Origin of the sequence: Paracoccus sp. AK26 (assembly GCF_011801365.1) — a bacterium.
GTDB lineage: Bacteria > Pseudomonadota > Alphaproteobacteria > Rhodobacterales > Rhodobacteraceae > Paracoccus > Paracoccus aerius.
Window position 1 is genome coordinate 2,697,329 of the sequence record NZ_CP041041.1, and the last position, 23,250, is coordinate 2,720,578.

At 66.4% G+C, this 23,250-nt stretch carries 23 protein-coding genes; 12 read left to right on the top strand and 11 right to left on the bottom strand.

From position 1 onward, the window contains the following. Nucleotides 1-52: 52 nt before the first annotated feature. The 11 genes from FIU66_RS13465 to FIU66_RS13515 all read right to left on the bottom strand — a co-directional run bounded on the left by FIU66_RS13465 (nucleotide 53) and on the right by FIU66_RS13515 (nucleotide 14,112). Nucleotides 53-382 carry a DUF779 domain-containing protein gene (locus FIU66_RS13465; protein WP_167623242.1) on the bottom strand — a complete coding sequence of 110 codons (330 nt, stop codon included), beginning with the start codon at nucleotides 380-382 and terminating at the stop codon, nucleotides 53-55. Further along, the gene (locus tag FIU66_RS13470) at nucleotides 379-1,437 is read right to left on the bottom strand and encodes a DNA topoisomerase IB (protein ID WP_167623243.1); all 1,059 of its coding nucleotides are present in this window, start codon (nucleotides 1,435-1,437) and stop codon (nucleotides 379-381) included. Before FIU66_RS13470 ends, FIU66_RS13465 begins: the two co-directional genes overlap by 4 nt. Nucleotides 1,438-1,542: 105 nt before the next feature. Continuing rightward, nucleotides 1,543-3,069 carry an aldehyde dehydrogenase gene (adh, locus tag FIU66_RS13475; protein WP_167623244.1) on the bottom strand — a complete coding sequence of 509 codons (1,527 nt, stop codon included), beginning with the start codon at nucleotides 3,067-3,069 and terminating at the stop codon, nucleotides 1,543-1,545. Nucleotides 3,070-3,199: 130 nt separating this feature from the next. Further along, nucleotides 3,200-4,147, bottom strand: a complete 948-nt coding sequence (locus FIU66_RS13480; RefSeq protein WP_167623245.1) for a GAF domain-containing protein — start codon at nucleotides 4,145-4,147, stop codon at nucleotides 3,200-3,202. Between the two features lie 67 nt (nucleotides 4,148-4,214). Further along, nucleotides 4,215-6,665 carry a membrane-bound PQQ-dependent dehydrogenase, glucose/quinate/shikimate family gene (locus tag FIU66_RS13485; RefSeq protein ID WP_201281067.1) on the bottom strand — a complete coding sequence of 817 codons (2,451 nt, stop codon included), beginning with the start codon at nucleotides 6,663-6,665 and terminating at the stop codon, nucleotides 4,215-4,217. A 78-nt stretch (nucleotides 6,666-6,743) separates the two neighbouring features. Then, a complete protein-coding gene (locus FIU66_RS13490) occupies nucleotides 6,744-7,892 on the bottom strand; it encodes an ABC transporter ATP-binding protein (RefSeq protein WP_167623247.1) in 1,149 nt (382 codons plus the stop codon). A 21-nt stretch (nucleotides 7,893-7,913) separates the two neighbouring features. Further along, nucleotides 7,914-9,449: an alpha-amylase family glycosyl hydrolase gene (locus FIU66_RS13495; protein ID WP_167623248.1), complete on the bottom strand. Its 1,536-nt coding sequence runs from the start codon at nucleotides 9,447-9,449 to the stop codon at nucleotides 7,914-7,916. A 3-nt stretch (nucleotides 9,450-9,452) separates the two neighbouring features. After that, nucleotides 9,453-10,586, bottom strand: a complete 1,134-nt coding sequence (locus FIU66_RS13500) for a carbohydrate ABC transporter permease (RefSeq protein WP_167623249.1) — start codon at nucleotides 10,584-10,586, stop codon at nucleotides 9,453-9,455. Further along, complete coding sequence (locus FIU66_RS13505; protein WP_167623250.1) at nucleotides 10,586-11,581, bottom strand: carbohydrate ABC transporter permease; 996 nt, start codon at nucleotides 11,579-11,581, stop codon at nucleotides 10,586-10,588. The genes FIU66_RS13500 and FIU66_RS13505 overlap by 1 nt, the downstream gene beginning before the upstream one ends. A 53-nt stretch (nucleotides 11,582-11,634) precedes the next feature. Continuing rightward, the gene (locus tag FIU66_RS13510; RefSeq protein ID WP_167623251.1) at nucleotides 11,635-12,990 is read right to left on the bottom strand and encodes an ABC transporter substrate-binding protein; all 1,356 of its coding nucleotides are present in this window, start codon (nucleotides 12,988-12,990) and stop codon (nucleotides 11,635-11,637) included. A gap of 84 nt (nucleotides 12,991-13,074) precedes the next feature. Continuing rightward, nucleotides 13,075-14,112 (bottom strand): quinoprotein relay system zinc metallohydrolase 2, encoded by a 1,038-nt coding sequence (locus FIU66_RS13515; protein ID WP_240544701.1) that lies wholly within the window; start codon nucleotides 14,110-14,112, stop codon nucleotides 13,075-13,077. A 153-nt stretch (nucleotides 14,113-14,265) separates the two neighbouring features. Here FIU66_RS13515 and pqqA point away from each other — a divergent pair, with 153 nt between their 5' ends. The 12 genes from pqqA to FIU66_RS13575 all read left to right on the top strand — a co-directional run bounded on the left by pqqA (nucleotide 14,266) and on the right by FIU66_RS13575 (nucleotide 23,210). Beyond that, the gene (gene pqqA / locus FIU66_RS13520) at nucleotides 14,266-14,358 is read left to right on the top strand and encodes a pyrroloquinoline quinone precursor peptide PqqA (protein WP_076522366.1); all 93 of its coding nucleotides are present in this window, start codon (nucleotides 14,266-14,268) and stop codon (nucleotides 14,356-14,358) included. A 72-nt stretch (nucleotides 14,359-14,430) separates the two neighbouring features. Beyond that, on the top strand, nucleotides 14,431-15,312 hold the full coding sequence (gene pqqB, locus FIU66_RS13525; RefSeq protein ID WP_167623253.1) for a pyrroloquinoline quinone biosynthesis protein PqqB: 882 nt from the start codon (nucleotides 14,431-14,433) through the stop codon (nucleotides 15,310-15,312). Then, nucleotides 15,309-16,061, top strand: a complete 753-nt coding sequence (gene pqqC / locus FIU66_RS13530) for a pyrroloquinoline-quinone synthase PqqC (RefSeq protein ID WP_103172591.1) — start codon at nucleotides 15,309-15,311, stop codon at nucleotides 16,059-16,061. The genes pqqB and pqqC overlap by 4 nt, the downstream gene beginning before the upstream one ends. Next, nucleotides 16,058-16,375, top strand: a complete 318-nt coding sequence (pqqD, locus tag FIU66_RS13535; protein WP_167623254.1) for a pyrroloquinoline quinone biosynthesis peptide chaperone PqqD — start codon at nucleotides 16,058-16,060, stop codon at nucleotides 16,373-16,375. Before pqqC ends, pqqD begins: the two co-directional genes overlap by 4 nt. Beyond that, a complete protein-coding gene (gene pqqE / locus FIU66_RS13540) occupies nucleotides 16,372-17,508 on the top strand; it encodes a pyrroloquinoline quinone biosynthesis protein PqqE (RefSeq protein WP_167623255.1) in 1,137 nt (378 codons plus the stop codon). Before pqqD ends, pqqE begins: the two co-directional genes overlap by 4 nt. A 2-nt stretch (nucleotides 17,509-17,510) precedes the next feature. After that, nucleotides 17,511-18,287 (top strand): quinoprotein dehydrogenase-associated SoxYZ-like carrier, encoded by a 777-nt coding sequence (locus FIU66_RS13545; protein WP_167623256.1) that lies wholly within the window; start codon nucleotides 17,511-17,513, stop codon nucleotides 18,285-18,287. A gap of 10 nt (nucleotides 18,288-18,297) precedes the next feature. Then, on the top strand, nucleotides 18,298-18,858 hold the full coding sequence (locus tag FIU66_RS13550) for a cysteine hydrolase family protein (RefSeq protein WP_167623257.1): 561 nt from the start codon (nucleotides 18,298-18,300) through the stop codon (nucleotides 18,856-18,858). Nucleotides 18,859-18,967: 109 nt separating this feature from the next. Next, nucleotides 18,968-19,675, top strand: a complete 708-nt coding sequence (locus FIU66_RS13555; RefSeq protein ID WP_167623258.1) for a response regulator transcription factor — start codon at nucleotides 18,968-18,970, stop codon at nucleotides 19,673-19,675. Further along, nucleotides 19,675-20,838 carry an FIST N-terminal domain-containing protein gene (locus FIU66_RS13560; RefSeq protein ID WP_167623259.1) on the top strand — a complete coding sequence of 388 codons (1,164 nt, stop codon included), beginning with the start codon at nucleotides 19,675-19,677 and terminating at the stop codon, nucleotides 20,836-20,838. Before FIU66_RS13555 ends, FIU66_RS13560 begins: the two co-directional genes overlap by 1 nt. 5 nt (nucleotides 20,839-20,843) lie before the next feature. Beyond that, nucleotides 20,844-22,166, top strand: a complete 1,323-nt coding sequence (locus FIU66_RS13565; RefSeq protein ID WP_167623260.1) for a hybrid sensor histidine kinase/response regulator — start codon at nucleotides 20,844-20,846, stop codon at nucleotides 22,164-22,166. An 85-nt stretch (nucleotides 22,167-22,251) separates the two neighbouring features. Continuing rightward, entirely contained in the window at nucleotides 22,252-22,872 is a 621-nt protein-coding gene (locus FIU66_RS13570) for an ATP synthase subunit C (RefSeq protein ID WP_240544702.1), read from the top strand. Then, the gene (locus tag FIU66_RS13575; protein ID WP_167623261.1) at nucleotides 22,869-23,210 is read left to right on the top strand and encodes a hypothetical protein; all 342 of its coding nucleotides are present in this window, start codon (nucleotides 22,869-22,871) and stop codon (nucleotides 23,208-23,210) included. The genes FIU66_RS13570 and FIU66_RS13575 overlap by 4 nt, the downstream gene beginning before the upstream one ends. Nucleotides 23,211-23,250: the final 40 nt, after the last annotated feature.

A 23,250-nucleotide genomic window follows, 5' to 3' on the forward strand; every position in this document is an offset into this window, starting at 1 on the left:
GAATGTGCAGGGGTTATAGGGGAGCCCTGGCCCCCTGCCAATCGGCGCGGAGTCAGATCTGGCAGATTTCCGAGCGGGTGAGGAAGCGCTTTTCGCGCCCGTTGTCCAGGCTGAACATGCCGCCGCGCCCCGGCACCACGTCGATGATCAGGTCGGTATGGGCCCATGCCGCGGCCTGCGATGCGCTGATATAGAAGGGCGCGCCGCCGATCTCGCCCAGCTTCACGTCGCGCTCGCCCACCCGGAAATCGCCCTGCGGATAGCACATGGGCGAGGATCCGTCGCAGCAGCCGCCGGACTGGTGGAACAGGACGGGGCCGTGATCGGCCACGATCTCGGCGATCAGGTCCAGGGCGGCGGGGGTGGCGGAAACCGTGCTCATGCCTTCAACCTCTTTTTCAGGAACTCCAGCACCTGCCGTTCCTCGGGACGCAGGCCGGATTGTTGCAGATCGTCCTCGATTTCTTCGCGCAATTCCAGCTTCAACTCGTCGGCCAGATAGGCGTCGATCACCTGCGGGTGGACATAGCATTTGCGGCAGATCGTGGGGGTGTTGCCCAAGCGGCTCGCGACGCGTTCGATCGCCTCGCGGATGTTGCGCTTGGCGGCGGCCTGGCTGTCGCATTTCTCGTATTCCATCAGCGCCAGCGCCGCCAGCACGGTCCCCGTCCAGGTTCGAAAATCCTTGGCGGTGACGTTCCGGCCCGAGATTTCGCGCAGATAGGCGTTCACCTCGGTCGAGGTGACCTTCTGCCGCTGCCCCTCGTCATCCAGATACTGGAACAGGTGCTGGCCCGGAATGTCCTGGGCCGCGCGCACGATCCGGGCGACGCGGCGGTCGCGCAGTCCCAGCTTCCATTCCTTGCCGGACTTGCCCTTGAAGCGGAACCGGACCTCGTTGCCTTCAAAGGTCACGTGGCGGTCGCGCAGCGTGGTCAGCCCGTGGGACTTGTTCTGCTTGACGTAATCGGCATTGCCCACGCGGATCATGGTGTTTTCCAGCAGATGGACAACGGTGGCCACGACCTTTTCGGCGGGCATTCCGCGCCGCGACATGTCCTGGTCCACCCGTTCGCGGATCTGCGGCAGGACATGGGCAAATTCCAGCATGTGGTCGTATTTGGCACTGTCGCGGACCGCGCGGAAGTCGGGGTGATAGCGGTATTGCTTGCGCCCCTTGTCGTCGCGCCCCGTGGCCTGGATATGGCCGCGCGGATCGGGGCAGATCCAGACGTCTGTGTAGGCCGGCGGGATCGCGAGGGATGCCAGGCGCTGGCGTTCGGCCTTGTCGGTGATCGCGCGCCCGTCGGGGCCGCGATAGGAAAAGCCCTTGCCCGATTTCCTGCGCGTGATGCCCGGCATGTCGTCGTTGACATAGACCAGCCCCGCCTCCTTGGCGGCGTCGCGCGGGTCCGAGATGACGGCATCCTTGGGCATGATGGCTGTTCCGAAAGCGGGATGGGCTTTGGGATCAACGCTGCAGGCGGTGGTTGGTTGCGCGGACGGGGCGGGCCTCGGCGGCCCGCCCCTGCTTGTGCCGGATCAGAAGAAGCCCAGCTTCTTCGGGCTGTAGCTGACCAGCATGTTCTTGGTCTGCTGATAATGGTCCAGCATCATCTTGTGGTTCTCGCGCCCGATGCCCGACTGCTTGTAGCCGCCGAAGGCCGCATGGGCCGGATAGGCGTGATAGCAGTTGGTCCAGACCCGGCCCGCCTTGATCGCGCGGCCGAAGCGGTAGCAGGTATTGGCCTCGCGCGACCAGACGCCCGCGCCCAGGCCGTAAAGCGTGTCATTGGCGATCGACAGCGCCTCGTCCTGGTCCTTGAAGGTGGTCACCGACACGACTGGGCCGAAGATTTCCTCCTGGAAGACGCGCATCTTGTTGTTGCCGCGGAACACGGTCGGCTTGATGTAATAGCCGTTCGACAGCTCCCCGCCGTGATCCGCAGCCTCGCCGCCGATCAGAACCTCGGCGCCTTCCTTGCGGCCGATGTCGAAGTAGGAGAGAATCTTTTCCTTCTGTTCCGACGACGCCTGCGCGCCGACCATGGTCGCGGCGTCGCGCGGGTCGCCCAGCTTGATCGCCTCGACGCGCTTGAGTGCGCGTTCCATGAAGCGGTCATAGATCGATTCGTGGATCAGCGCGCGCGACGGGCAGGTGCAGACCTCGCCCTGGTTCAGCGCGAACATCACGAAGCCCTCGATCGCCTTGTCGAAGAAATCGTCGTCCTCGCGAACGACATCCTCGAAGAAGATGTTGGGGGACTTGCCGCCCAGTTCCAGCGTGACCGGGATCAGGTTTTCCGACGCGTACTGCATGATCAGCCGGCCGGTGGTGGTTTCCCCGGTGAAGGCGATCTTGGCGATGCGCGGATTGCTGGCCAGCGGCTTGCCGGCCTCAAGGCCGAAGCCGTTGACGACGTTCAGCACACCCGGCGGCAAGAGGTCGGCGATCAGGTTCACGAAGACCATGATGCTGGCCGGCGTCTGCTCGGCGGGCTTCAGCACCACGCAGTTGCCGGCGGCAAGCGCAGGCGCCAGCTTCCACACCGCCATCAGCAGCGGGAAGTTCCAGGGGATGATCTGGCCCACCACGCCCAGCGGTTCGTGGAAGTGATAGGCGATGGTGTCGTGGTCGATTTCCGAGATGCCGCCTTCCTGCGCCCGCAGGACACCGGCGAAATAGCGGAAATGGTCGATGCCCAGCGGCAGGTCGGCTGCCATCGTCTCGCGGATGGGCTTCCCGTTGTCCCAGGTCTCCGCCGTCGCCAGCAGTTCCAGGTTCTGCTCCATCCGGTCCGCGATGCGCAGCAGGACCAGCGAGCGTTCGGCGGCCGAGGTCTGGCCCCACTTGTCCTTGGCGGCATGGGCCGCGTCAAGGGCAGCCTCGATGTCGTCGGCGTTCGACCTGGCAATCTCGCCGATGGCGGCGCCGGTGATGGGGGTCGTGTTGGTGAAGTACCTGCCCGATTTCGGCGCGGTCCACTGCCCGCCGATGAAGTTGTCGTAGCGCTTGGCAAAGGGCATCACGCCCACGCCCTTGAACTCGTGCGTCTGGTCGTTCGGCATCGTTTCCTCCTCTGGATAGACCCCGGAGTCTCTCCCTCTCCGGGCATGGAAGAAAGCTTGGCAAGCGCGCGATTCGTTGCAACAGGGCTTTGCCGCGCCCGGCCTTCACACTGTCTCACGATTGAGACAGTCAGCCGGATTTTTCGGCCAGACCCAGCTTCGCCATGCGCCGATACAGCGTCGCGCGCCCGATCCGCAGCGCCCGCGCGGCGGCCGAGACGTTACCATCCGCCCGCGCAAGCGCCCGCGCCACGGCGGCGCGTTCCGCCTTGTCGAAACCCGTCAGGTCGTCGTCGCGGCCCAGCAGGTCGGCGGCCGGGCGCGGGCGGATCGCGCCCTCGCGTTCCAGGCCCAGGGCGCGGCGGGCGGCGCGGGTCGCGCCGATGGCCAGGTCGTCCTTGTCCACCGCCAGCAGCACCGTGGCGTCGCAATTGTCCTCGGAGGCGACGATGATCCGCGCCTCGGGGAAGCTGGCGCGGAAGAACACCGCCTCGATGGCACGGGCGGTCTGGGCCACCTGGGCGCCGATCAGGCGGTTGTAACGCTCGGTCTGGTCGGCGCGGGCCGAACTGACATCAAGCGCCGCCAGCAGCCGCCCGTCCGGTCCCCAGATCGGCGCGTCCATGCAGGACATGGCGGTGTTTCGGGTGTGGAAATGTTCGTCGCGGTGGATGGTGACCTGCCGACCTTCAGCCAGGCAGGTGCCGATGCCGTTGGTGCCCTGCGCGGCCTCGGACCAGTTGGCCCCCTGCCAAAGGCCCCAGTCCCGAAACTGCTCGGCATCGGCGCCGTTCACCCGCTGGTCCAGGACCACCCCGTCCGCATCGGTCAGCAGGACATTGCATCCCGACAGGCCGACCAGGCTGAACAACTGGTCCAGCTGCGGGCCGGCCACGCGCAGGAACTGCTCCATCGCCTGGCGGCGGCGGGCAAGTTCCTCGAAGGTCAGGCGTTCGGGGCGACGCCCGTCCGACGGGTCCAGCCCGTGCTTCAGAAGCGATCGCCGCCATGACGCGGCAAGGGCAGAGGTCGCGGAATTGGACTGCGACTCTCTGGCGACGTGATCTGCGTGACGCATACCGGGCCGGCTCCTCCTCGGTCGGTAGCTGGCACTATAGCACGCGTCAGCGCAATTCGACCAAGGGCTAATTGGCCCCCCTGGCATCAGGCAGCCGCCAGGCCAGCACGTGATCGCCCAGATCCGTTCCGATGGACCCGTGACCCCCCGCCACCAGCACGACCATCTGGCGCCCCTGGCTGTCCAGATAGGTCATCGGCGTCGCCTGCCCGCCAGCCGGCAGGCGGCCGCGCCAAAGTTCCTGTCCAGTGGTCAGGTCATAGGCGCGGAGGTAGTTGTCCACCGCGGCCGCCATGAAGACCACGCCCGAGCCGGTGATGATCGGCCCGCCGATCCCGGGCATCCCCAAGGGCAGCGGCAGGGGCAGCGGCGTCATGTCCATGGTCGTGCCGTTGCGGTGCTTCCAGGCGATTTCGCCCGTGCGCAGGTCCGCGCCCGCCACGAAACCCCAAGGCGGCTGCTGGCATGGGACGCCCAGGGGCGACAGGAACGGCCCCATCTCGATTGCATAGGGCGCCCCCGCGTTCGAATTGAGCCCCTGTTCGCCCGAGTTCGTGGCGCGGCCGGCGATCTCCTCGGCCGGAACAAGCCGAGAGGTGAAGGCCAGTTGCAGCGGCATCCCGAACATCACCTGCCGGCGCGGATCGACAGCGATGCCGCCCCAGTTGAAGACGCCGAAATTGCCGGGATGGACAAGCGTGCCTTCCAGCGACGGCGGGGTATAGCGCCCTTCATAGCGCAACTGGCGGAACTGGATCCGGCACATCATCTGGTCGATCAGCGTGGCGCCCCACATCTGCGATTCGGTCAGCGGCTCGGGTTCGAAGGACAATGCGGACACGGGCTGGGTCGGTGCCGCGAAATCCTCGGGGATGGTGCCCTGGGGCGCGGGGCGTTCCGTGATGGGCAGGATCGGCTCGCCGGTTTCGCGGTTCAGGACGTAGATGTCGCCCTGCTTGGTGGGAACCACCAGGGCCGGCACGCGGCCTTCCGGCATGTCCAGGTCCAGCAGCGTCGGCTGTGCAGGCGTGTCCATGTCCCACAGGTCGTGGTGGACGAACTGCTGGACCCAGCGGGCCTGGCCCGTCGCCGCATCCAGGGCCACGACGGAACTGGCATAGGTTTCCTCGGCCTCGTTGCGGAACATGCCAAGCTGGTCTGGCGTGCGGTTGCCCATCGGCACATAGACCAGCCCCAGGCCGGGATCGGCCGACAGCGGCGCCCAGCTGTTGGGCGAGGAGGGCGTGTAGGTCTGGTTCGGGTCGTTCACGTCGAAAGGTTCGGTGGCCTCGGGATTGCCGGAATCCCAGTTCCACAGCAGCCGCCCGTCCCGCACGTCATAGGCACGGATCACACCCGACGGTGCGTTGACGCTGTAGTTGTCGTTGACCGCGCCGCCGACGACCAAGGCGTTGCCGACGATCACCGGGGGCGAGGTGGAATAATAGAACCCTTCCTGCCGGAAGGGCATGTTGTGGATCAGGTTCAGGATGCCGTTGTCGGCGAAGTCGCTGCACAACTGGCCCGTCTGCGGGTTAACCGCCAGCATATGCGCGTCCGAGGTCGGCATGAAGATCCGGTCGGTGCAGGGCCCCGAGGACTGGGTGTCCGCGCTGACGGCGGGGCTTTGGGGGTGCTCGGTGTCGGCAGGCAGCACGGCCGGGGCCGGCGCTGGCGCAGGGGGTGCGGCAGGGGCGGCATCGGGGGCCGCGGGAACGGGGGCCTGCGCCGCAGCCGGGGCCGCGCCCTCGCCCGGCCAATAGCTGACGCCGCGGCAGGTCTGGTGCTGACGCTGGGCCAGCGGGCCGATGGCCGCCTTGTAGACCCAGCGTTCCGCCCCCGTGTCGGCATCAAGCGCCACCAGCCAGTTGTGCGGCGTGCAAAGGTAAAGGGTGTTGCCGACCTTGATCGGGGTAGCCTGATAGGTTGTCTCGTCCGTGTCTTCTGGCAGACGGACGTCGCCCGTCTGATAGGTCCAGGCCGCCTCGAGCGAGGAGACGTTCTCGGCCGTGATCTGGTCTACGGGCGAAAAGCGTTGGCCGAAGCTGGTCCGGCCATAGGCCAGCCAGTCCTCGGGGCCGCCGGGCGGACCCATGGCGGGTTCGGCATTGGCGACCTGTTCGGGAAGCGCGCCCTCGATCCGGTGCGGGTCGGTGGTGATGCTGCCCAAAAGGGCCAGGCCGGTGACCGCCGTGACGGCGAACAGGCCCAGCCGGCTGGACCGCTGGTTCCGCGCCCCGAAGGGCAGAAGCAGCAGCAGGCCCAGGACCAGGAACAGCCCCATGCGCGAGGCAAGCGCCCACCAGTCGTATCCGGCATCAAGCCAGGACCAGACCGCCAGGACGACCAGGAAGGCCGCATAGATCCAGCGCGCCACCGGGTTGCGCCGGAAGACCAGCACCGCGACCGCCAGCAGGGCCAGACCCGAAAATCCGAAAAAGAGGCTTCCGCCAAGGGTCGCCAGATAAACCCCGCCCCCCAGCAAAACGGCCCCGATGATGCCAAACAGCAAGGTCATGAAAATGCGCATGGTCCTGTCCCCTTTCGGTCACCGAACCGTGTGCGGTCAGCATTGTTCCCCGAAAACGCCCTGGGGCTATGCCGGAAGGCGCGCAGCCTGCCCGGCGACGCGGGGTTGATAGGGCGGCAGGTCGACCCCTGCCCGATAAAGCAGCGACTGCCCGTCGTGGAACAGGTGCAGCGCCGCGGGGTCGGCCGTCAGGCGGACTGACCGGCCGTCCAGGCCCGGATGGATGCCCGGCAGCTTGGCGATCACAGGGGCCTTCTCGCCCCGCGTGCCGAAATACAGCAGCGTGACCTCGCCCAGGGCCTCGGTCAGGTCAACCGTCCCCTCGAAGATCGCTGGACCGTCGGTTTCGCGCATATCCTCGGGGCGGACGCCCAGGTTGACGCGCATCCCCTCGTCCCCGGGGCGGGTCGGTATGGCAACCTGGGCGCTGCCGCCGCCCGCCAGCTCGACCGTTGTCACCGGGCCGATGCCGGTGACGCGTCCGGGCAGCAGGTTCATGGCGGGGCTGCCGATGAACTGGGCCACGAATTCGTTGACGGGCCGTTCGTAAAGCTCCAGCGGCGCGCCGACCTGGGCGATGCCCCCGCCGGCCAGCACGACGATGCGGTCGGCCAGGGTCATCGCCTCGGTCTGGTCATGGGTCACATAGATCATCGTGCGGTCGGGCATCGCGGCCTTCAGTTGCGCGATCTCGATCCGGGTCGCCACGCGCAGCGCGGCGTCCAGGTTCGACAGGGGTTCGTCGAACAGATAGACCTTGGGGTCGCGCACGATGGCCCGGCCGATGGCGACCCGCTGCCGCTGCCCGCCCGACAGCGCCTTGGGCAGGCGGTCCAGATAGGGCGTCAGTTGCAGCATCCGACCCGCGCGGTCGGTGGCCTCCTGCACCTCGGCCTTGGACTTGCCGGCGATCTTTAGGGCAAAGGCCATGTTGTCGCGCACCGTCATGTGCGGGTACAGCGCATAGGACTGGAACACCATCGCGATGCCCCGCTGGCTGGGCGGGATGTCGTTCATCCGCTGCCCGTCGATCTCCAGCGTGCCGCCGCTGATCCGTTCCAGCCCCGCGATCATCCGCAGCAGCGTCGACTTGCCACACCCCGAGGGGCCGACGAAGACGATGAACTCGCCGGACCGGATATCCAGGTTGATGTCCCGAAGCACGTTCACCTCGCCATAGGACTTGGCGACATCGGTCAGTTTAAGATCGGCCATCGGCGTCCCCCCTGTTGAACCCTATCCCTCGATGATCTGCACCTGCCAGGGGCGCAGGCCCCCCGCCTCTTCGGCCGACAGGTTTGCCCGGATCTGCAGCGATTGCTGGCTGTCGGCGCGGTTGAAGGTCAGGACCGGCCCTTCGGCATGGATGTCGGTCATGTCGCCGCCTCGCAGCGCCGAATGCTTGCGCCGCAGCCCGATGGCCCACCGGTAATGGTGCAGCATCGACTGCGCGTCGGCTTCCTGGCCCACGACGGTGCGTTGCAGATGGGCATGGGGCACCGGCAGCCAGGGCTTGGCCGTCGAGAAGCCGCCGTTCACGCCCATGTCCCAGACCATCGGCGTCCGGCAGCCGTCGCGGCCCTTGAACTCGGGCCAGAACTCCTTGCCATAGGGATCTTGCAGATCATCATAGGAAATGTCTGCCTCGGGCAGGCCCAGTTCCTCGCCCTGGTACAGGCAGACGGACCCCTTCAGGCACAAAAGCACCGTGGCATAGGCCTTGGCGGCCTGGTCGGTCAGGTTCCAGCGGCTGATATGGCGCACGACGTCGTGGTTCGACATCGCCCAGCAGGGCCAGGAATTGGGCGCCACCGCGTGCAGGCTGTCGAAGACCTCGCTGATGCGGGCTGCGGCCAGGTCGTTGCCGGACAGGAAGTCGAAGACATAGGACATCTGCATCCGGCCCGCGACGCCGGTATATTCCTCCAGCAGCTCCAGCGATCGTTCGCTGTCGCCGATCTCGCCGATGACGGCGGCGCCATATTGGCGCAGCAGCGCCGCGAAGCGTTCAAGGAAGGCGATGTTCTCGGGCTGCGACTTGTCGTATCTGTGGCTTTGGTGGTTGTAGGGGTTCACGGCAGGCGCGGTGTCCGCCTTGCGCAATTCCCTGGGCAGGGGCGGGTTGTCGCGCAACTGAGCGTCGTGGAAATAGAAGTTGACCGTGTCCAGGCGGAACCCGTCCACGCCCCGGTTTAGCCAGAAGCGCGCCATCTCCAGCAGCTCGTCCTGAACGGCCGGGTTGTGGAAGTTGAGGTCGGGCTGCGAGGCCAGGAAGTTGTGCAGGTAATACTGTTCCCGCCGCGCATCCCATTGCCAGGCCGGTCCGCCAAAGATCGACAGCCAGTTCGTGGGCGGCGTGCCGTCCGGTTTCGGGTCGGCCCAGACATACCAGTCGGCCTTGGGATTGTCGCGGCTGGCGCGGCTTTCGACGAACCAGGGGTGCTGGTCCGAGGAATGCGACATCACCAGGTCGATCATCACCTTCAGGCCCAGTTCATGGGCGCGGGCGATCAGGGCGTCGAAATCCTCCATGTCGCCGAACAGCGGGTCGATCCCGCGGTAATCGGACACGTCATAGCCGAAATCCTTCATCGGCGACGTGAAGAAGGGCGAGATCCAGACTGCATCCACGCCCAGCGAAGCGACATAGGGCAGGCGCTGCGTGATGCCCGGCAGGTCGCCGATGCCATCGCCCGTCGTGTCCTGGAAACTGCGCGGATAGATCTGATAGATGACCCCACCCTTCCACCAGTCGATTTTCACTTCCGTCAAGTCTCATCCACCTTTCACGGACCCGGCCAAAAGGCCGCGGACCAGATATTTCTGCATCGCGAAGAACACGATCAGCGGCACCGCGATGGAAATGAAGGCCGAGGTGGCGAGGATTTCCCATTCACCGCCCTTGGATCCCATCAACTCGCGCAGCACGCCGGTCATGACCAGCTGTTCGCGTGTATTGCCAAGGAACACGGTCGCGACAAGCAGGTCGTTCCAGACCCACAGGAACTGGAAGATGGCGAAACTTGCCAGGGCCGGGAAGGACAGCGGCAGGATGATCTTGCGGAAGATCTGGAACTCGGTCGCGCCGTCCACGCGGGCGCTCTCGATCACCTCGCGCGGCAAGCCGACCATGTAGTTGCGCAGCAGGTATATCGCCAAGGGCAGGCCGAAGCCCGTATGGGCCAGCCAGATCCCCAGGTATCCCTTGCCGATGCCCAGTTCGTTGTGCAGCCGCAGCAGCGGGATCAGCGCCACTTGCAAGGGCACGACCAAGAGGCCAACCACGGCGGCCGTCAGCAGGGCACGCCCCGGAAACTCCATCCAGGCCAAGGCATAGGCCGCGAAGGCCGCGATCAGGATCGGGATCACGGTGGCGGGGATGGTCACGGTCATGGTGTTCATGAAGGCGCGGCCCAAGCCTTCGGCGGTCAGCACGCGATTGTAGTTTTCCGTGGTCAGCCGGGCGGGGGCGCCGGTGGTGACGAAGATCCGCTCTCCCCGCCGCATCTCGAAGGGCGTGTCCGAGGTCAGGCGATAGCTGCCGTCCTCGGCCACGGTCAGTTGCCAGCCGTCCTCGATCTCGGTCGTCTCGCCGGGCTGGAAGGCGGCCGGTTCGCGGGCGCGGATGCCCCAGCCGATCAGGCTCTGGCCTTCCTCCAAGACGGTGCCCTCGATGACATATTGCCCGTCCTCTTGGACCGCGTCGTCGCCGGTGCCGGTGCGCACGAAGCCCGTTGCCTCTTGCGCGGAAAAGGACTGCCACCAGCCCGAGGTCAGGATCTGGTCGCGGTCGCGGAAGGACGACACAAGAAGCCCCAGCGTCGGGATCGTCCACAGCAGCACCAGCAGGAAGGCGGCGATGTTGACCGCCCAGACCAGCGAGGATTTCTGTCCGGCCATGCCTTCCATCAGCGAACCTCTCGACGCGCGTTGACGATGTTCCAGATCATGATGGGGGTGACCAGCAGCATCAGGATGATGGCGATGGCCGATCCGCGGCCATAGTCGGGCGTGCCGCGGAACATCCAATCATACATCAGGTTCGCCAAAACCTGGGTGCCCCACTGCCCGTTGGTCATCACGAAGACGATGTCGAAGACCTTCAGGACCACGATGGTGATGGTGGTCCAGACCACCGCGATGGTGCCCATGATCTGCGGCACCTTGATCTTGAAGAACACCTGCCAGGGGGATGCGCCGTCCAGGATCGCGGCCTCGATGGTTTCCTCGGGGATGCCGCGCAGGGCGGCGGACAGGATGACCATGGCGAACCCTGTCTGGATCCAGACCAGCACGATCATCAGGAAGAAGTTGTTCCAGGGAATCAGCGTCAGCCACAGTTGCGGATCGCCGCCAAGCGCCTGCACGATGGCGTTCAGAAGCCCGATCTGTTCTTCGCCGGGCGCGCGGTATTCATAGATGAACTTCCAGATCACGCCGGCGCCCACAAAGCTGATCGCCATGGGCATGAAGATCAGCGACTTGCCGATATTGCCCCATTTCAGCCGGTCGGTCAGCTGCGCCGCGATCAGCCCGAACAGCGTGGACAGCGCCGGCACCACCAGCAGCCACAGCATGTTGTTGCGCATGGATTCGCGGAACTTGCCGTCGCCCATGTGCCAGGCATAGTTCGACAGGCCCACGAATTCGCTGCCCCTTGCGTTATGCATGGACCGCCACAGGCTGTCGAAGATCGGATAGACCAGGTAAACGCCCAAAAACAGGATCGCCGGCCCCAGGAACAGCCAGGGCCGGATCTGGTTGGCCTTGCGGATATTGTCGCCCGCGTTGGGGCCGCGCGGGGGATAGACGCGGTCCAGGATCATGTTCGATCCCCAGAACCACGCCACGCAGCCGAAGACGCCGACGACGATCGTGCCGATGGCCAGCCAGAACAGTTCCATCCTCACCCCTCACCCATGATGGAAGGCGGCGGAAGATCCGCCGCGCCCGGCCGTCAGTTCAGCGCAGCCCAGGTTTCCTGGACGCGATCGGCGACATCCTGTGCCGAGGCGCCGCCCACGAAATCCACCATGGCCGTCCAGAAGGCGCCCGCGCCGATGGCGCCCGGCATCAGGTCGGACCCGTCAAAGCGGAAGGTCGTGGCATCCAGCAGGATCTGGCCCATCTTGCGGCGGGTGTCGTCGGCATAGGCCTCCATGTTCACGCCGGTATGGGGCGTGGTAAATCCCGACTGCGCCATCCACAATTCATGCGCGGCGGGCGTCTTCAGGAACTCGATAAAGGCCGTGGCGACCGGATTTTCCGAAAAGACCGCGAACAGCGTGCCCCCGCCCAGGACCGGCTGGCCCAGGCTGCCATCAGCCGGCGCCGGGAAATAGAAGAAGTCGAAATCCTCGCCCACCATCATGTCTTCGGGGAAGAAGGACGGGATGAAGCTGGCCTGCCGGTGCATGTAGCAGGCGGGCGGGCTTTCAAAGAGACCGTTCGGGCTTTCGCGGAAATCGGTCGAGGAGACCGAGGCCGGCCCGCCCGCCACAAAATCCTCGTTCTTGGCGAACCAGCCGAACTCCTCGATGGCGGCCACGACCTTGGGGTCGTTGAAGGGCAGCGCGTTGGTGGTCCAGGCGTCGTAGTCCTCGGGGCTGTTCAGGCGCAGCATCAGGTCCTCGACCCAGTCGGTCGCGGGCCAGCCCGTCGCGCCGCCCGACCCCAGGCCGATGCACCAGGGGGTTTCCCCGTCGGCGGCGATCTGTTCGGTCAGCGCCTTCAGATCCTCGTAGTTTTCGGGGATCTCGTAGCCCGCATCCTCGAAGTTTTCGGGGACATACCAGACCAGCGACTTCACGTCGGCCTTGTAGGGGAAGGCGAAGAACTTGTCGGCCCCGTCTGCGCCTGCATAGGTGCCAAGCTCGGCCCAGCTGTCGCCTGCCGCGTAATTGTCGCGCACCCATTGCGCGGTTTCCTCGCCCAGGTCGCGCAGATGGCCCTTGGCGGCCAGTTCCGCCGCCAGGCCCGGCTGCGGCAGGACGGCGATATCGGGGGGCGACCCGGCCTCGCTGTCGATGACGATCTGCTGTTCGAAACTGTCCGACCCGGAATAATTGACGGTCGCGCCCGTCGCGTCCTCGAAATAGGCGATGATCGAGGCGAAAAGCTCCTGGTCCGCGCCCAGCCAGGGGCCCAGGATGGTGACGCTCTGGCCGTCGATATCGGCATGGGCCGCCCCGAAATCCTCGAGGCTTTGCCAGTTGATGCGGTCGTCGCTGCCCTTTTCGATCACAAGCTGGGCCTGCGCGGATCCCGCCAGCAACGCGGCCAAGGCCACGGTCGTGTGGAAAATTGCCTTCACCTTCTCCCCCCTTCCATCTGCCCGCAACCTTTGTGCGAGCCTTGGTTGCAATGGTCGCCTGACTAGGCGCGATCTGTCAAACCCTTACTCCCATTCCAGTTCCTTGAAGGCTGCGGTGGCATTGCGCGCCGCCGAGTCCGGAAAGGAAGCCCAATTGCCCGCAAAGGGTTGCAGGGCCTCGACGATGGCCGGCACCGCTTGGGACATCGGCAGGCCGTCGCGGATCGCCTTTCGGGTCTCCTCGGCCAGCGTCGTCAGGAAATCCCGCTGGGCCGCAACAGCCTCGGACCAGCTTGCGGCGACGGGGCCGTGGCCGGGAACCACGGGACCCCCGGCCTGCGGCACCGCCATCCAGTCCAGCCAGCCGGGCAGCGACCCGTCCACGATCGGCGTCAGGCCGCGAAACACCAGGTCGCCCGCGAAGAAGGTGCCGGTTGCCCGGTCCAGCACCGTCAGGTCGTTGTCGCTATGGGCGGTGGCCACGGCCTTCAGCGTCAAAACCCGCCCGCCCAGGTCGATGTCCAGGCTGTCCGCGACCGCGACATCCGGCAGGACGATCCGCGTCCCCGCCATTGCAGCGGCGCCGTAAAGCTGCGTCAGGTTTTCCAGATAGGCCGGTCCCCGCGCCTGCATGGCGCCGGCCAAGCCTTCATGCCCGACGATCGTCGCGCCCGCTTCGCGGAAGACCTCGGCCCCGAAGGCGTGGTCGGGATGCATATGCGTGACGATCAGGTGGCTGATCGGCTTGTCGCTGACCCGGCGGATTGCCGCAAACAGCGCCTCGCCCTGCCGGCGCGAGGCGCCTGCGTCGATCACCGCGATGCTGTCCTGCCCGACCACGAAGCCCAGATTGGCGATCCAGCCGTCGGGGCTGTCCTCGAACTGGGCGATCTGGCCGATATGGACATGAACGCCGTCTGCGACAGACTGGACCGGCAGAATGGGAAGGTCGTCCAGCGTCGTGCAGGCCAGACCGTCCAAGGTCCAGGGGGACTGGTCGCCAAGCCAGTCGCGGGCGATTCGCGGGGCGGCGGCCTTGCAGTCGGCCTGGGTCGCAAAAGCATGGCCGACCGGCGTCACCGTCCCGCAGGACCGGGAATCCGCCGCAAGACAGATGGTCAAAATGGCATAAAGCATTGCCGAAACTTCCCAAAGCATCCGCCAGACGGCCAACTTTTCGTGACCTTGCGACCTTAGTCGTGTTGAAAGGCGTTGTCTCTCCTCTAACATGACAAACAGTCGCCGTGATGGCGGCCGTGGATTTGGAGGAAATGCATGGCTTGGACGAAACCGACCCTGAAAGAAATCGCCTGCGGCATGGAAATCAACATGTACGCCCCGGCCGAGGACGAACCGGTCCTGTTCTGAGGCGCCACGCCTCGGGCATCATGAACGGCCCCGTCCGACACGATCGGGCGGGGCCTTTTCGTCAGGGACATCATGAAGATCATTCTGCTGGGTGCCGCAGCCGGCGGGGGCCTGCCGCAATGGAACTGCGGCTGCGACAACTGCCATGCCGCACGGGCCGGGCGCATCCCGGCGATGACGCAAAGCTCGATCGCGGTCAGCGCGGATGGGCGGGATTGGGCCGTGCTGAATGCCTCGCCCGATATCCGGGTGCAACTGGCGGCCACGCCCGCGCTGCATCCGACCGGATTGCGCGACATGCCGCTGCGATCGGTGCTGTTGACGAATGGCGATATCGATCATGTGGCGGGCCTGCTGACGCTGCGGGAAAGCCAGCCCTTCACCCTGTTCGCGACACCCGCGATCCACGAGGTGCTGGCCCAGAACCCGATGCTGACGGCCCTGCGCGCCGATCTGGTGGCGCGGCAGCCGGTGGCCTTGGACCAAGGGGTCGAGATCGCGCCGGGCCTGACGGCGACCCTGTTCGCGGTGCCCGGCAAGGTGCCGCTGTATCAGGAAGGCGATGTGGTCGAGACCGGATTGGTCGGCGAGACGACGGTGGGGGTCGAACTGTCCGCGAACGGGCGGCGCGCGCTGTATATCCCCGGCTGCGCCGAGCTGCCGGACTGGCTGTCGGGCCGCATTGCCGGTGCCGATCTGCTGATGTTCGACGGAACGCTGTGGGACGATGACGAGATGATCCGCATGGGCCTGGGCCAGAAGACCGGCCGCCGCATGGGCCACATGCCCGTGCTGGAAACCATGGCTGCGATGCGCGACCTGCCTGTCGGCCAGAGGGTCTTCGTCCACATGAACAATTCCAACCCGCTGGTCGATCCGGCCAGCACCCAGACGCGCGAGGCGGAAGCCAGCGGCTGGCAGGTCGGCCGCGACGGAATGGAGATCACGCTGTGAAAGATGTGCAGGAACAGGCGCAATCGCGCGAGGATTTCGAGGCCCGGCTGCGCGCCATCGGCGCCCAACGCTATCACGACCGCCACCCGTTCCACGAACGCCTGCATGGCGGCCATTGCACCCCAGACGAGGTTCGCGCCTGGGTCATCAACCGCTGGATGTACCAGTCCCGCATCCCCATGAAGGACGCGGCCTTCATGAGCCGGGTCGAAGATCCCGACCTGCGCCGCGCCTGGCGCAAGCGGATCGAGGACCACGACGGGGGCGTGACCGAAGGCGGCGGCATTCGGCGCTGGCTGGCGCTTGCACAGGCGGTGGGGCTGGACCCGGATTACGTCGCCAGCGGCGTGGGCATCATGCCCGCCACACGGTTCGCGGTGGATGCCTATGTCCGCTTCGTGCGCGACATGCCCCTGCTGGACGCGGTGGCGGCCAGCCTGACGGAACTGTTCGCGCCCAAGATCCACGCCCAGCGGATCGAAGGCTTGCTGGCCCATTACGATTTCGCCGACGACAGCAGCTTGTCTTATTTCAAGAAACGCCTGACCGAAGCGCCCGAGGATGTGAAGTTCGGCCTGGATTATGTGCTGACCAACGCCGACACCAAGGAAAAGCAGGACGCCGCGGCGGCGGCCCTGACCTTCAAGACAGACGTGCTGTGGGCGCAGCTCGACGCGCTGTGGCACGGCTATGTCGAGGGCAACATCCCGCCGGGCGCCTGGCGGCCGGGCGAAGGAATGGCCCCATGAACGCCCAGCCAGCCGCCATTCGGCCAGCCGCCCTGATCCGTCCCCATGACATTCCCTATCTGCCGCGCGGGGTGCGGCTGCAGGATGACCGCGTGCGCGGCATCCGCGTGCTGCAAGCCCCCGAACGGGCGATGCAACTGGATGCCATCGGCGACGCGATCCTGGGCGAACTGGACGGCAGCCGCAGCATGGCGGCCATCGTCAGCACCCTTGCCGCGCGTTACCATGCGCCCGAAGACCAGATCGCGGGCGACGTGCGCGATTTCCTGACCGGGCTGATCGAACGCCGCATGGTCTTTGTGAGGCAGCCATGAAGGACCAGCAACACCAACCCCGCGACCTGGACGGCAACCCCGTCAGCCCCGGCCTGCCCATGGCCATGCTGGCCGAGGTGACGCATCGCTGTCCCTTGGCCTGCCCCTATTGCTCGAATCCCGTGGAACTGACCCGGGCCGCGCAGGAACTGACGGCCGACGACTGGGGCCGCGTCTTCCGACAGGCCGCCGATCTGGGCGTCTTGCAGGTCCATATCTCGGGCGGGGAACCCGGCGCTCGGCGCGATCTGGCGCAGATCGTGTCCCATGCGCGGGATGCGGGTCTTTATGTGAACCTGATCACATCGGGGATCGGCATCACCCGCGACCGGCTGGAGGAACTGGACCGCGCGGGCGTGGATCACGTCCAGCTTTCGTTGCAGGGCATCCGCCCCGACATGGCCGACCGGATCAGCGGCCATCCGGGATCCTGGGACAAGAAGATGCACTTCGCCGACTGGGTGAAGGACATCGGCTTTCCCCTGACCATCAACGCCGTGGTCCACCGCCAGAACCTGGAACGCCTGCCCGACATGATCGAGCTGGCAGAAACGCTTGGCGCCCGCCGGATCGAGGTCGCGACCGTGCAGTTCCACGGCTGGGCTGACCTGAACCGCAAGGCCCTGATGCCCACGCGCGAACAGGCGGCATTCGCCCGGCAGATGGTTAACGACGCGCGGGTCCGGCTGCGGGGCCGCATGGTCATCGATTATGTTCCCGCCGACCACCATGCGGTCTTCCCCAAGGCCTGCATGGGCGGTTGGGGCTCGACCGGGCTTAACGTCGGGCCGGACGGCACCGTGCTGCCCTGCCATGCCGCGCAGACCATCACCTGGATGCGCTTTGAAAACGTCCGCGACCGCGACCTGGGCGACATCTGGCAGAACTCTGACAGCTTCAACGCCTTCCGCGGCACTGCCTGGATGCCGGAACCCTGCCAGTCCTGCGACCGCAAGACCGTGGATTTCGGCGGCTGCCGCTGCCAGGCCATGGCCCTTGCCGGGGATGCGCGGGCGACCGACCCGGTCTGCTCGCTGTCGCCGCTGCACCCGCAGGTGGTGGCGCGTGCCGAAGCCGATGCCGGCGCGGACACCGCCGACCTGATCTATCGCCGCATGAGGAAAGGAGACTAGCCATGAAGGAATACATCCTTGCCGCGCTGCTTCTGGCCACGCCCGTGGCGGCGCAGGAAAACCCCCTGCAGAATTCCCCCACATGGGAGGATCTGCGCGCCTCGGTCCTGGGGATCGAGGCCGAGGTGCCGCTGGACGAGGCCGTCCTGGATCTGGACGCCCCCATCCGCGCGCATGAGGCGGCGATCGTGCCCATCCGCCTGACCCAGCCCGCCGATGCGCCACCCGTGCAGGCGGTGACGATGGTCATCGACGAAAACCCCGCCCCCGTGGCCGCCGAATACAGCTTTGGTCCCGCGATGATGCCGCTGGACTTCGAGTTCCGCGTCCGCGTGGACAGCTATTCCGACGTCCGCGCCATCGCCGATACGGGCAACGGCAACCGCGTCATGGCGGGCCGCTTCGTCAAGGCCTCGGGCGGCTGCTCGGCCCCCGCGGGCAAGGACATGGCCGAGGTCGAATCCACGATGGGCCAGATGCGGTGGAAAAGCGACAGCCAGGACGGCCGCACGGTCGGCACGCTGATGATCCGGCACCCGAACTTCTCGGGGCTGCAGCGCGACCAGGTGACGCTTCTGAACATCCCCGCCCATTTCATCGACCGGCTCGAGGTTCGGCAGGGGGACGAGCTGCTGTTCACCATGCAGGCCGGGATCTCGGTCAGCGAGGATCCCGTGTTCCGCTTTGCCTACGCGCCCAACGGCCAGCCGATCCATGTCCGGGCCGAGGATACCGAGGGGAACCGCTGGGACCAGACCTTCGAAGCCGTCAACGGATAGGGAAACGATCATGTCCAAACGCGCCACCATTGCCGTCGATATCCAGAACGACTATTTCCCCGGCGGCAGGTTTCCGCTGGAAGGAATGGAACAGGCCGCCGCCAATGCGCGTGCCGTTCTGGATGCCGCCCGCGAACGCGGCGACCTGATCGTCCATGTGCGCCATGAATTCGCCGATGCCTCGGCCCCCTTCTTCCATCCCGGCAGCCCTGGCGCCGACATCAACCCCGCCGCCGCACCCCAAGGCGACGAGGTTGTGCTGACCAAGAACAACGTCAACGCCTTCAAGGACACCGACCTGCAGCGAATCCTGGACGACAACGGCATCACCGACGTGGTGATCGTCGGCGCCATGAGCCACATGTGCATCGACGCCGCCACCCGCGCCGCATCCGACCTGGGCTACAGGACCACGGTCATCGCCGACGCCTGCGCGACCCGCGACCTTGAATTCCAGGGCACCACCGTCCCCGCGGCCCAGGTCCATGCCGCGATGATGAGCGGGCTGGCCTTCGGCTATGCCACCGTGACCGACGCACGGGACTGGATCGGCAACCCGCGGGCAGCCTGACGCACCCGACCTTGGTCGCAGATGCGGGCTTGCTTTGCGGGGACAGAGGCCTAAACTCGGATGGATTGCCGCGGAGGGGAGATCGCGGCACCATCCGAGGAGGAGACCCATGACAGCCGCAGCCATGCAGGCCAAAGCGCCGCAGACGCCACGGCAAAGCGCCGATCAGGTGCGCGAAATCCTTATTGTCGATGACCATCCGCTGATGTGCGATGCGCTTGCGCTGACGCTGAAGATCAGCTTCGGCCTCAAGAACGTCCGCACGGCCCGAAGCCTGGGCGCGGCCCTGGAAGGGATCAAGGCACAGGGCGCGCCCGACGCGGTGATCCTGGACCTGAACCTGCCCGACGCGCGCGGCGCCGAAGGCATCGTGACCCTGCGCCGGCAACTGTCCGACGTGCCGATCACGATGATTTCCGCCGATCTGGACAGCGCCATGATCTCGGCCGCGATGGCGGCGGGGGCGCAGGGCTATATCAGCAAGTCGCTGAGCCGCGAGGCCCTGGTGGACAGCCTGCGCCGCATGTGGGAGGGCGAGCATGTCACGCCCGAGGGCTATGCCCCCGACCAGGCCTGCGCCGAGGACGAGGCCAAGGCGGAACTGGCCCGCCGCTTCGCCACCCTGACCCCACAGCAGATGAAGATCCTGCGGCTGATCTGCCAGGGCAAGGCGAACAAGGAAATCAGCTATGACCTGTCCATCGCCGAGGCGACGGTGAAGACCCATATCACCGCGATCATGTCCAAGATCAACGCGCGGCGGCGCACCCAGGCGGTGCTGCTTGCCAACACGGTCCGGCTGTTCGAGGCGGGCTGATGGATACCGGCCCGGTCGCGAAGGAGGGCGCCATCGGGCCGGTGGCCGTGCAGGCCGACCGCGGAGAGGCCGATCCCGGCCGGATCCTGCTGGACGGCCTGCGCGGAGCCGATCCGGGCCTTGTCCTGGTCTTCGGCGCGGACGGTTCCGAACTGGCCGCGCTTGACGCAGCCCTCCGCGCGGGCCTGCCCGAGGGCTGCGTCATCGCCGGCTGTTCCTCGGCGGGCGAGATCGGGCCGCGGGGCTATGCCTCGGGCAGCATCGTGGCGATCGGCTTTCCGGCCGCGCATTTCCGGGCCTCGACCCTGGTGCTGCCGCGGCTGGACGCGCTTCCGGTGTCGGACTGGATGGCGGCGCTGCGCCGGTTGCAGGCGGGCTTTGGTCCCGATCCGCAGCGGTCGCTGTTCGGGCTGCTGCTGGTGGACGGGCTGGCGGGGCAGGAAGACGCGCTTGTGGCCACCATCGATGCGGCCCTGCCTTCGGTCCCGACCCTGGGCGGATCGGCGGGCGACGGGCTGTCCTTCAAGCAGACCTGGCTTCTGGCCAACGGGCAGGTCGTCACCAATGCCGCGATCTTCCTGCTGGTGGAAACCGACCTTGCGGTCAGCGAGGTGACCTTTGCCCATTTCAGCCCCACGGCGACCCGGGTCGTGGTGACCGCCGCGATCCCCGAAAAGCGCCGCATCCTGGAACTGAACGCCGAACCCGCGGCCGAGGAATATGCCCGCCTGACCGGCATCGCCACCGACGCCCTGACGCCCAGCGAATTCGCCCGCCACCCGCTGCTGTTGCGGATGGGCCGGCATCACCATGTCCGCGCCATCAGTGCCCAGACCGAGGATGGGGGCCTGTCGCTGATGTCGGCCATCGACACCGGCACCGTCCTGACCCTTGGCCGGGCCGAGGACATGACGCAGGGCTTTGCCGAGGCCCTGGCCGCCCTGCCCCGACCGCCGCTGATGGTGCTGGGTTTCGACTGCATCCTGCGCCGCCTGGCCCTGGAACGCGAAGGGCTGCGCGACCAGATGTCGGAACTGCTGACCCGCTATCGCGTGGCCGGGTTCAACACCTATGGCGAACAGCACAGCGGAATGCATGTGAACCAGACCTTCGTGGGCCTGGCCTTCATGCCCAATGCCGATGCGGCGCCCGATGCCGCGTGATCCCCATGCTGCGTGAAGACGACGGTCCAGAACGCCGGGTCGAAAAGCTGGCCCGCATCAACCAGGTCCTGATCGATCGCATCGACAGGCTTGAGGAATCGCGCGGCTCGGCCTGGTCGATGTTCCAGGCCGCCGTGGCCCTGGAACAAGAGGTGATGGTCCGCACCCGCGACCTGGAACGCGCGCTGGCCGACCTGTCGCAGCGCAACCGCGAACTGGCCGTGGCCCGTGCCGGCGCCGAGGAAGCGAACCGGTCCAAGACCCGCTTCCTGCGCGCGGCCAGCCATGACCTGCTGCAACCGCTTTCGGCCGCGCGGCTGTTTTTGTCCGCGCTTGCCGACACGCAACTGGACGACCAGCAGCGCGAACTGACCGACCGGCTTTCGGGTGCCTTCGAATCGGTGGAACAACTGATGCACGCCGTTCTGGACATCTCGCGCCTGGACAGCCAACGGATCGAGTTCCACCGCCAGCCGGTCCCCTTGGGCGAATTGTTCCGCAGGCTCGCCATCGAATACGCGCCCCTGGCCGAGGCCAAAGGACTGCGGTTGTCCTTTGTGCCGACCGATGCCGTGGTCGAAAGCGACCCGGTCTTTCTTCGCCGCATCGCTCAGAACCTCGTCTCGAACGCGATCAAGTACACCCATCGCGGCGGGGTGGTGGTGGGTGCGCGCAGGCGGGGCGGGATGTGCTGGCTATGCGTCTACGACACCGGCGTCGGCATCCCGGCGGTGGACCGCAATCGCATCTTCGATGAGTTCCAGCGGCTGTCACACGACACCGCCACTCCTGGCATGGGGCTGGGCCTGTCGATCGTGCGCCGCGCCTGCGCCAAGCTGAACCACCCGATCCGCCTTGATTCCGAGGCCATGCGCGGCACCGTCTTCCGTGTGGGCCTGCCCGTCGTGGACCAAGAACAGGTCGGTGCGCCGCCCCGGCCCGAAAACTCGCTTCTGCCTTTGCGCGGGCGCGTGGCCCTGGTGGTCGAGAATGACCAGGGGATGCGCCGGGGATACGAGATGATCCTGCGCGACCGGCTGGGCATGGTGGCCCGCCTTGCCGGCGGCACGGCCGAGGCCTTGGCGACGATGGGCGACGATCCGCCCGACGTGATCCTGGCCGACTACCACCTGGAGAACGGCGATACCGGCGTTCATGCCATCGCGGCCCTGCGGCAAGGGGCGGGGCAGCCGATCCCCGCAGTGATGATCACCGCCCATCGCGATCCCCAGATCGCCCGCAGTTGCGCGGCCATGCAGGTGCATCTGATGGAAAAGCCCGTGCGCCCAACCGAGTTGGCCGAGATGCTGGGCGGGATTCTGGCATGATCTGCGACCAAAGGCCGATGCACCGGGGGGCGGGCTTGTCCTTGGCCGCGGGCGGCGCAACTCTGACCCTTGGAGTGGGAGGAACATGATGAGAAAAGCCATTGCCGCGGCTTTGTGGCTGGGCCTGTCGATTTTGGGCGCGGGCTATGCCCATGCCGGCGAGGCGGGGGACGCGGTCTTCGCCGAACGCGGCCCCTGGTCGCTGGGCGAAAAGGAACTTCGCTGGACGGTCCATGTCGAGGGACCGGAACAACCCGGCTTCCTGCCCATCGACAACGGCAGCGTCACCTTGGCGGAAACGATCGATCCGTCAGACCAGCAGCCGGTTCTTCAACTGACCCAGAAGACCGACCGACGCACCCGGCAGATCGGGCCGTTCCCCATCTCGGGCGGGGATCCGGTGCTGACCTTCTTCCTGGAACAGACGGCCCGCGACATGGCCGGCCTGACCGGAGGAAGCCCCTTCTATATCCGCAACCGCATCAAGGACGCCTTGTTCCGCGGCGGCCAGATCACCCAGCAGGGCCAGCAGTCGGTCGCCAGCTTCACGCCCTTTGCCGACGACCCGAACGGCGCGCGGATGGGCGGGTTCCAGACGCTGACGCTGACCTTCGTGCTGGGCGATCCCAAGCAGCCCATCCGCGAATTCCGGGCGGAGACCCAAGGGGCGGAACCCGGCTATCTGAACAGGATGACGCTGCAATGAGGGGGGTCTTGATCGGCGTAGCGGCGGCCCTGGTTGCGGGGGCGCCGGTTCATGCGCAGGCGGTCAACGATTATCCGACCAATGCGCGGGCCGAATATGTCTTTGCCTGCATGGCCAGCAACGGCCAGACCCGCGACATGCTGGACCGCTGTTCCTGCTCGATCGACCAGATCGCCGAAGTCCTGCCGTTCGAGCAATATGTTGAGGCAGAGACCGTTCTGCGGATGCAGCAGATGAACGGCGAACGGGCCGGCATGTTCAAGAGCATGGCCCAGATGACCGAGATCGTGGCCCAGTTGAAACGCGCCGAGGCCGAAGCCGAGATCCTGTGCTTCTGACGCCGGCAAAGGGGGGCAGGCGCGAGCGGGGCGCGTGACG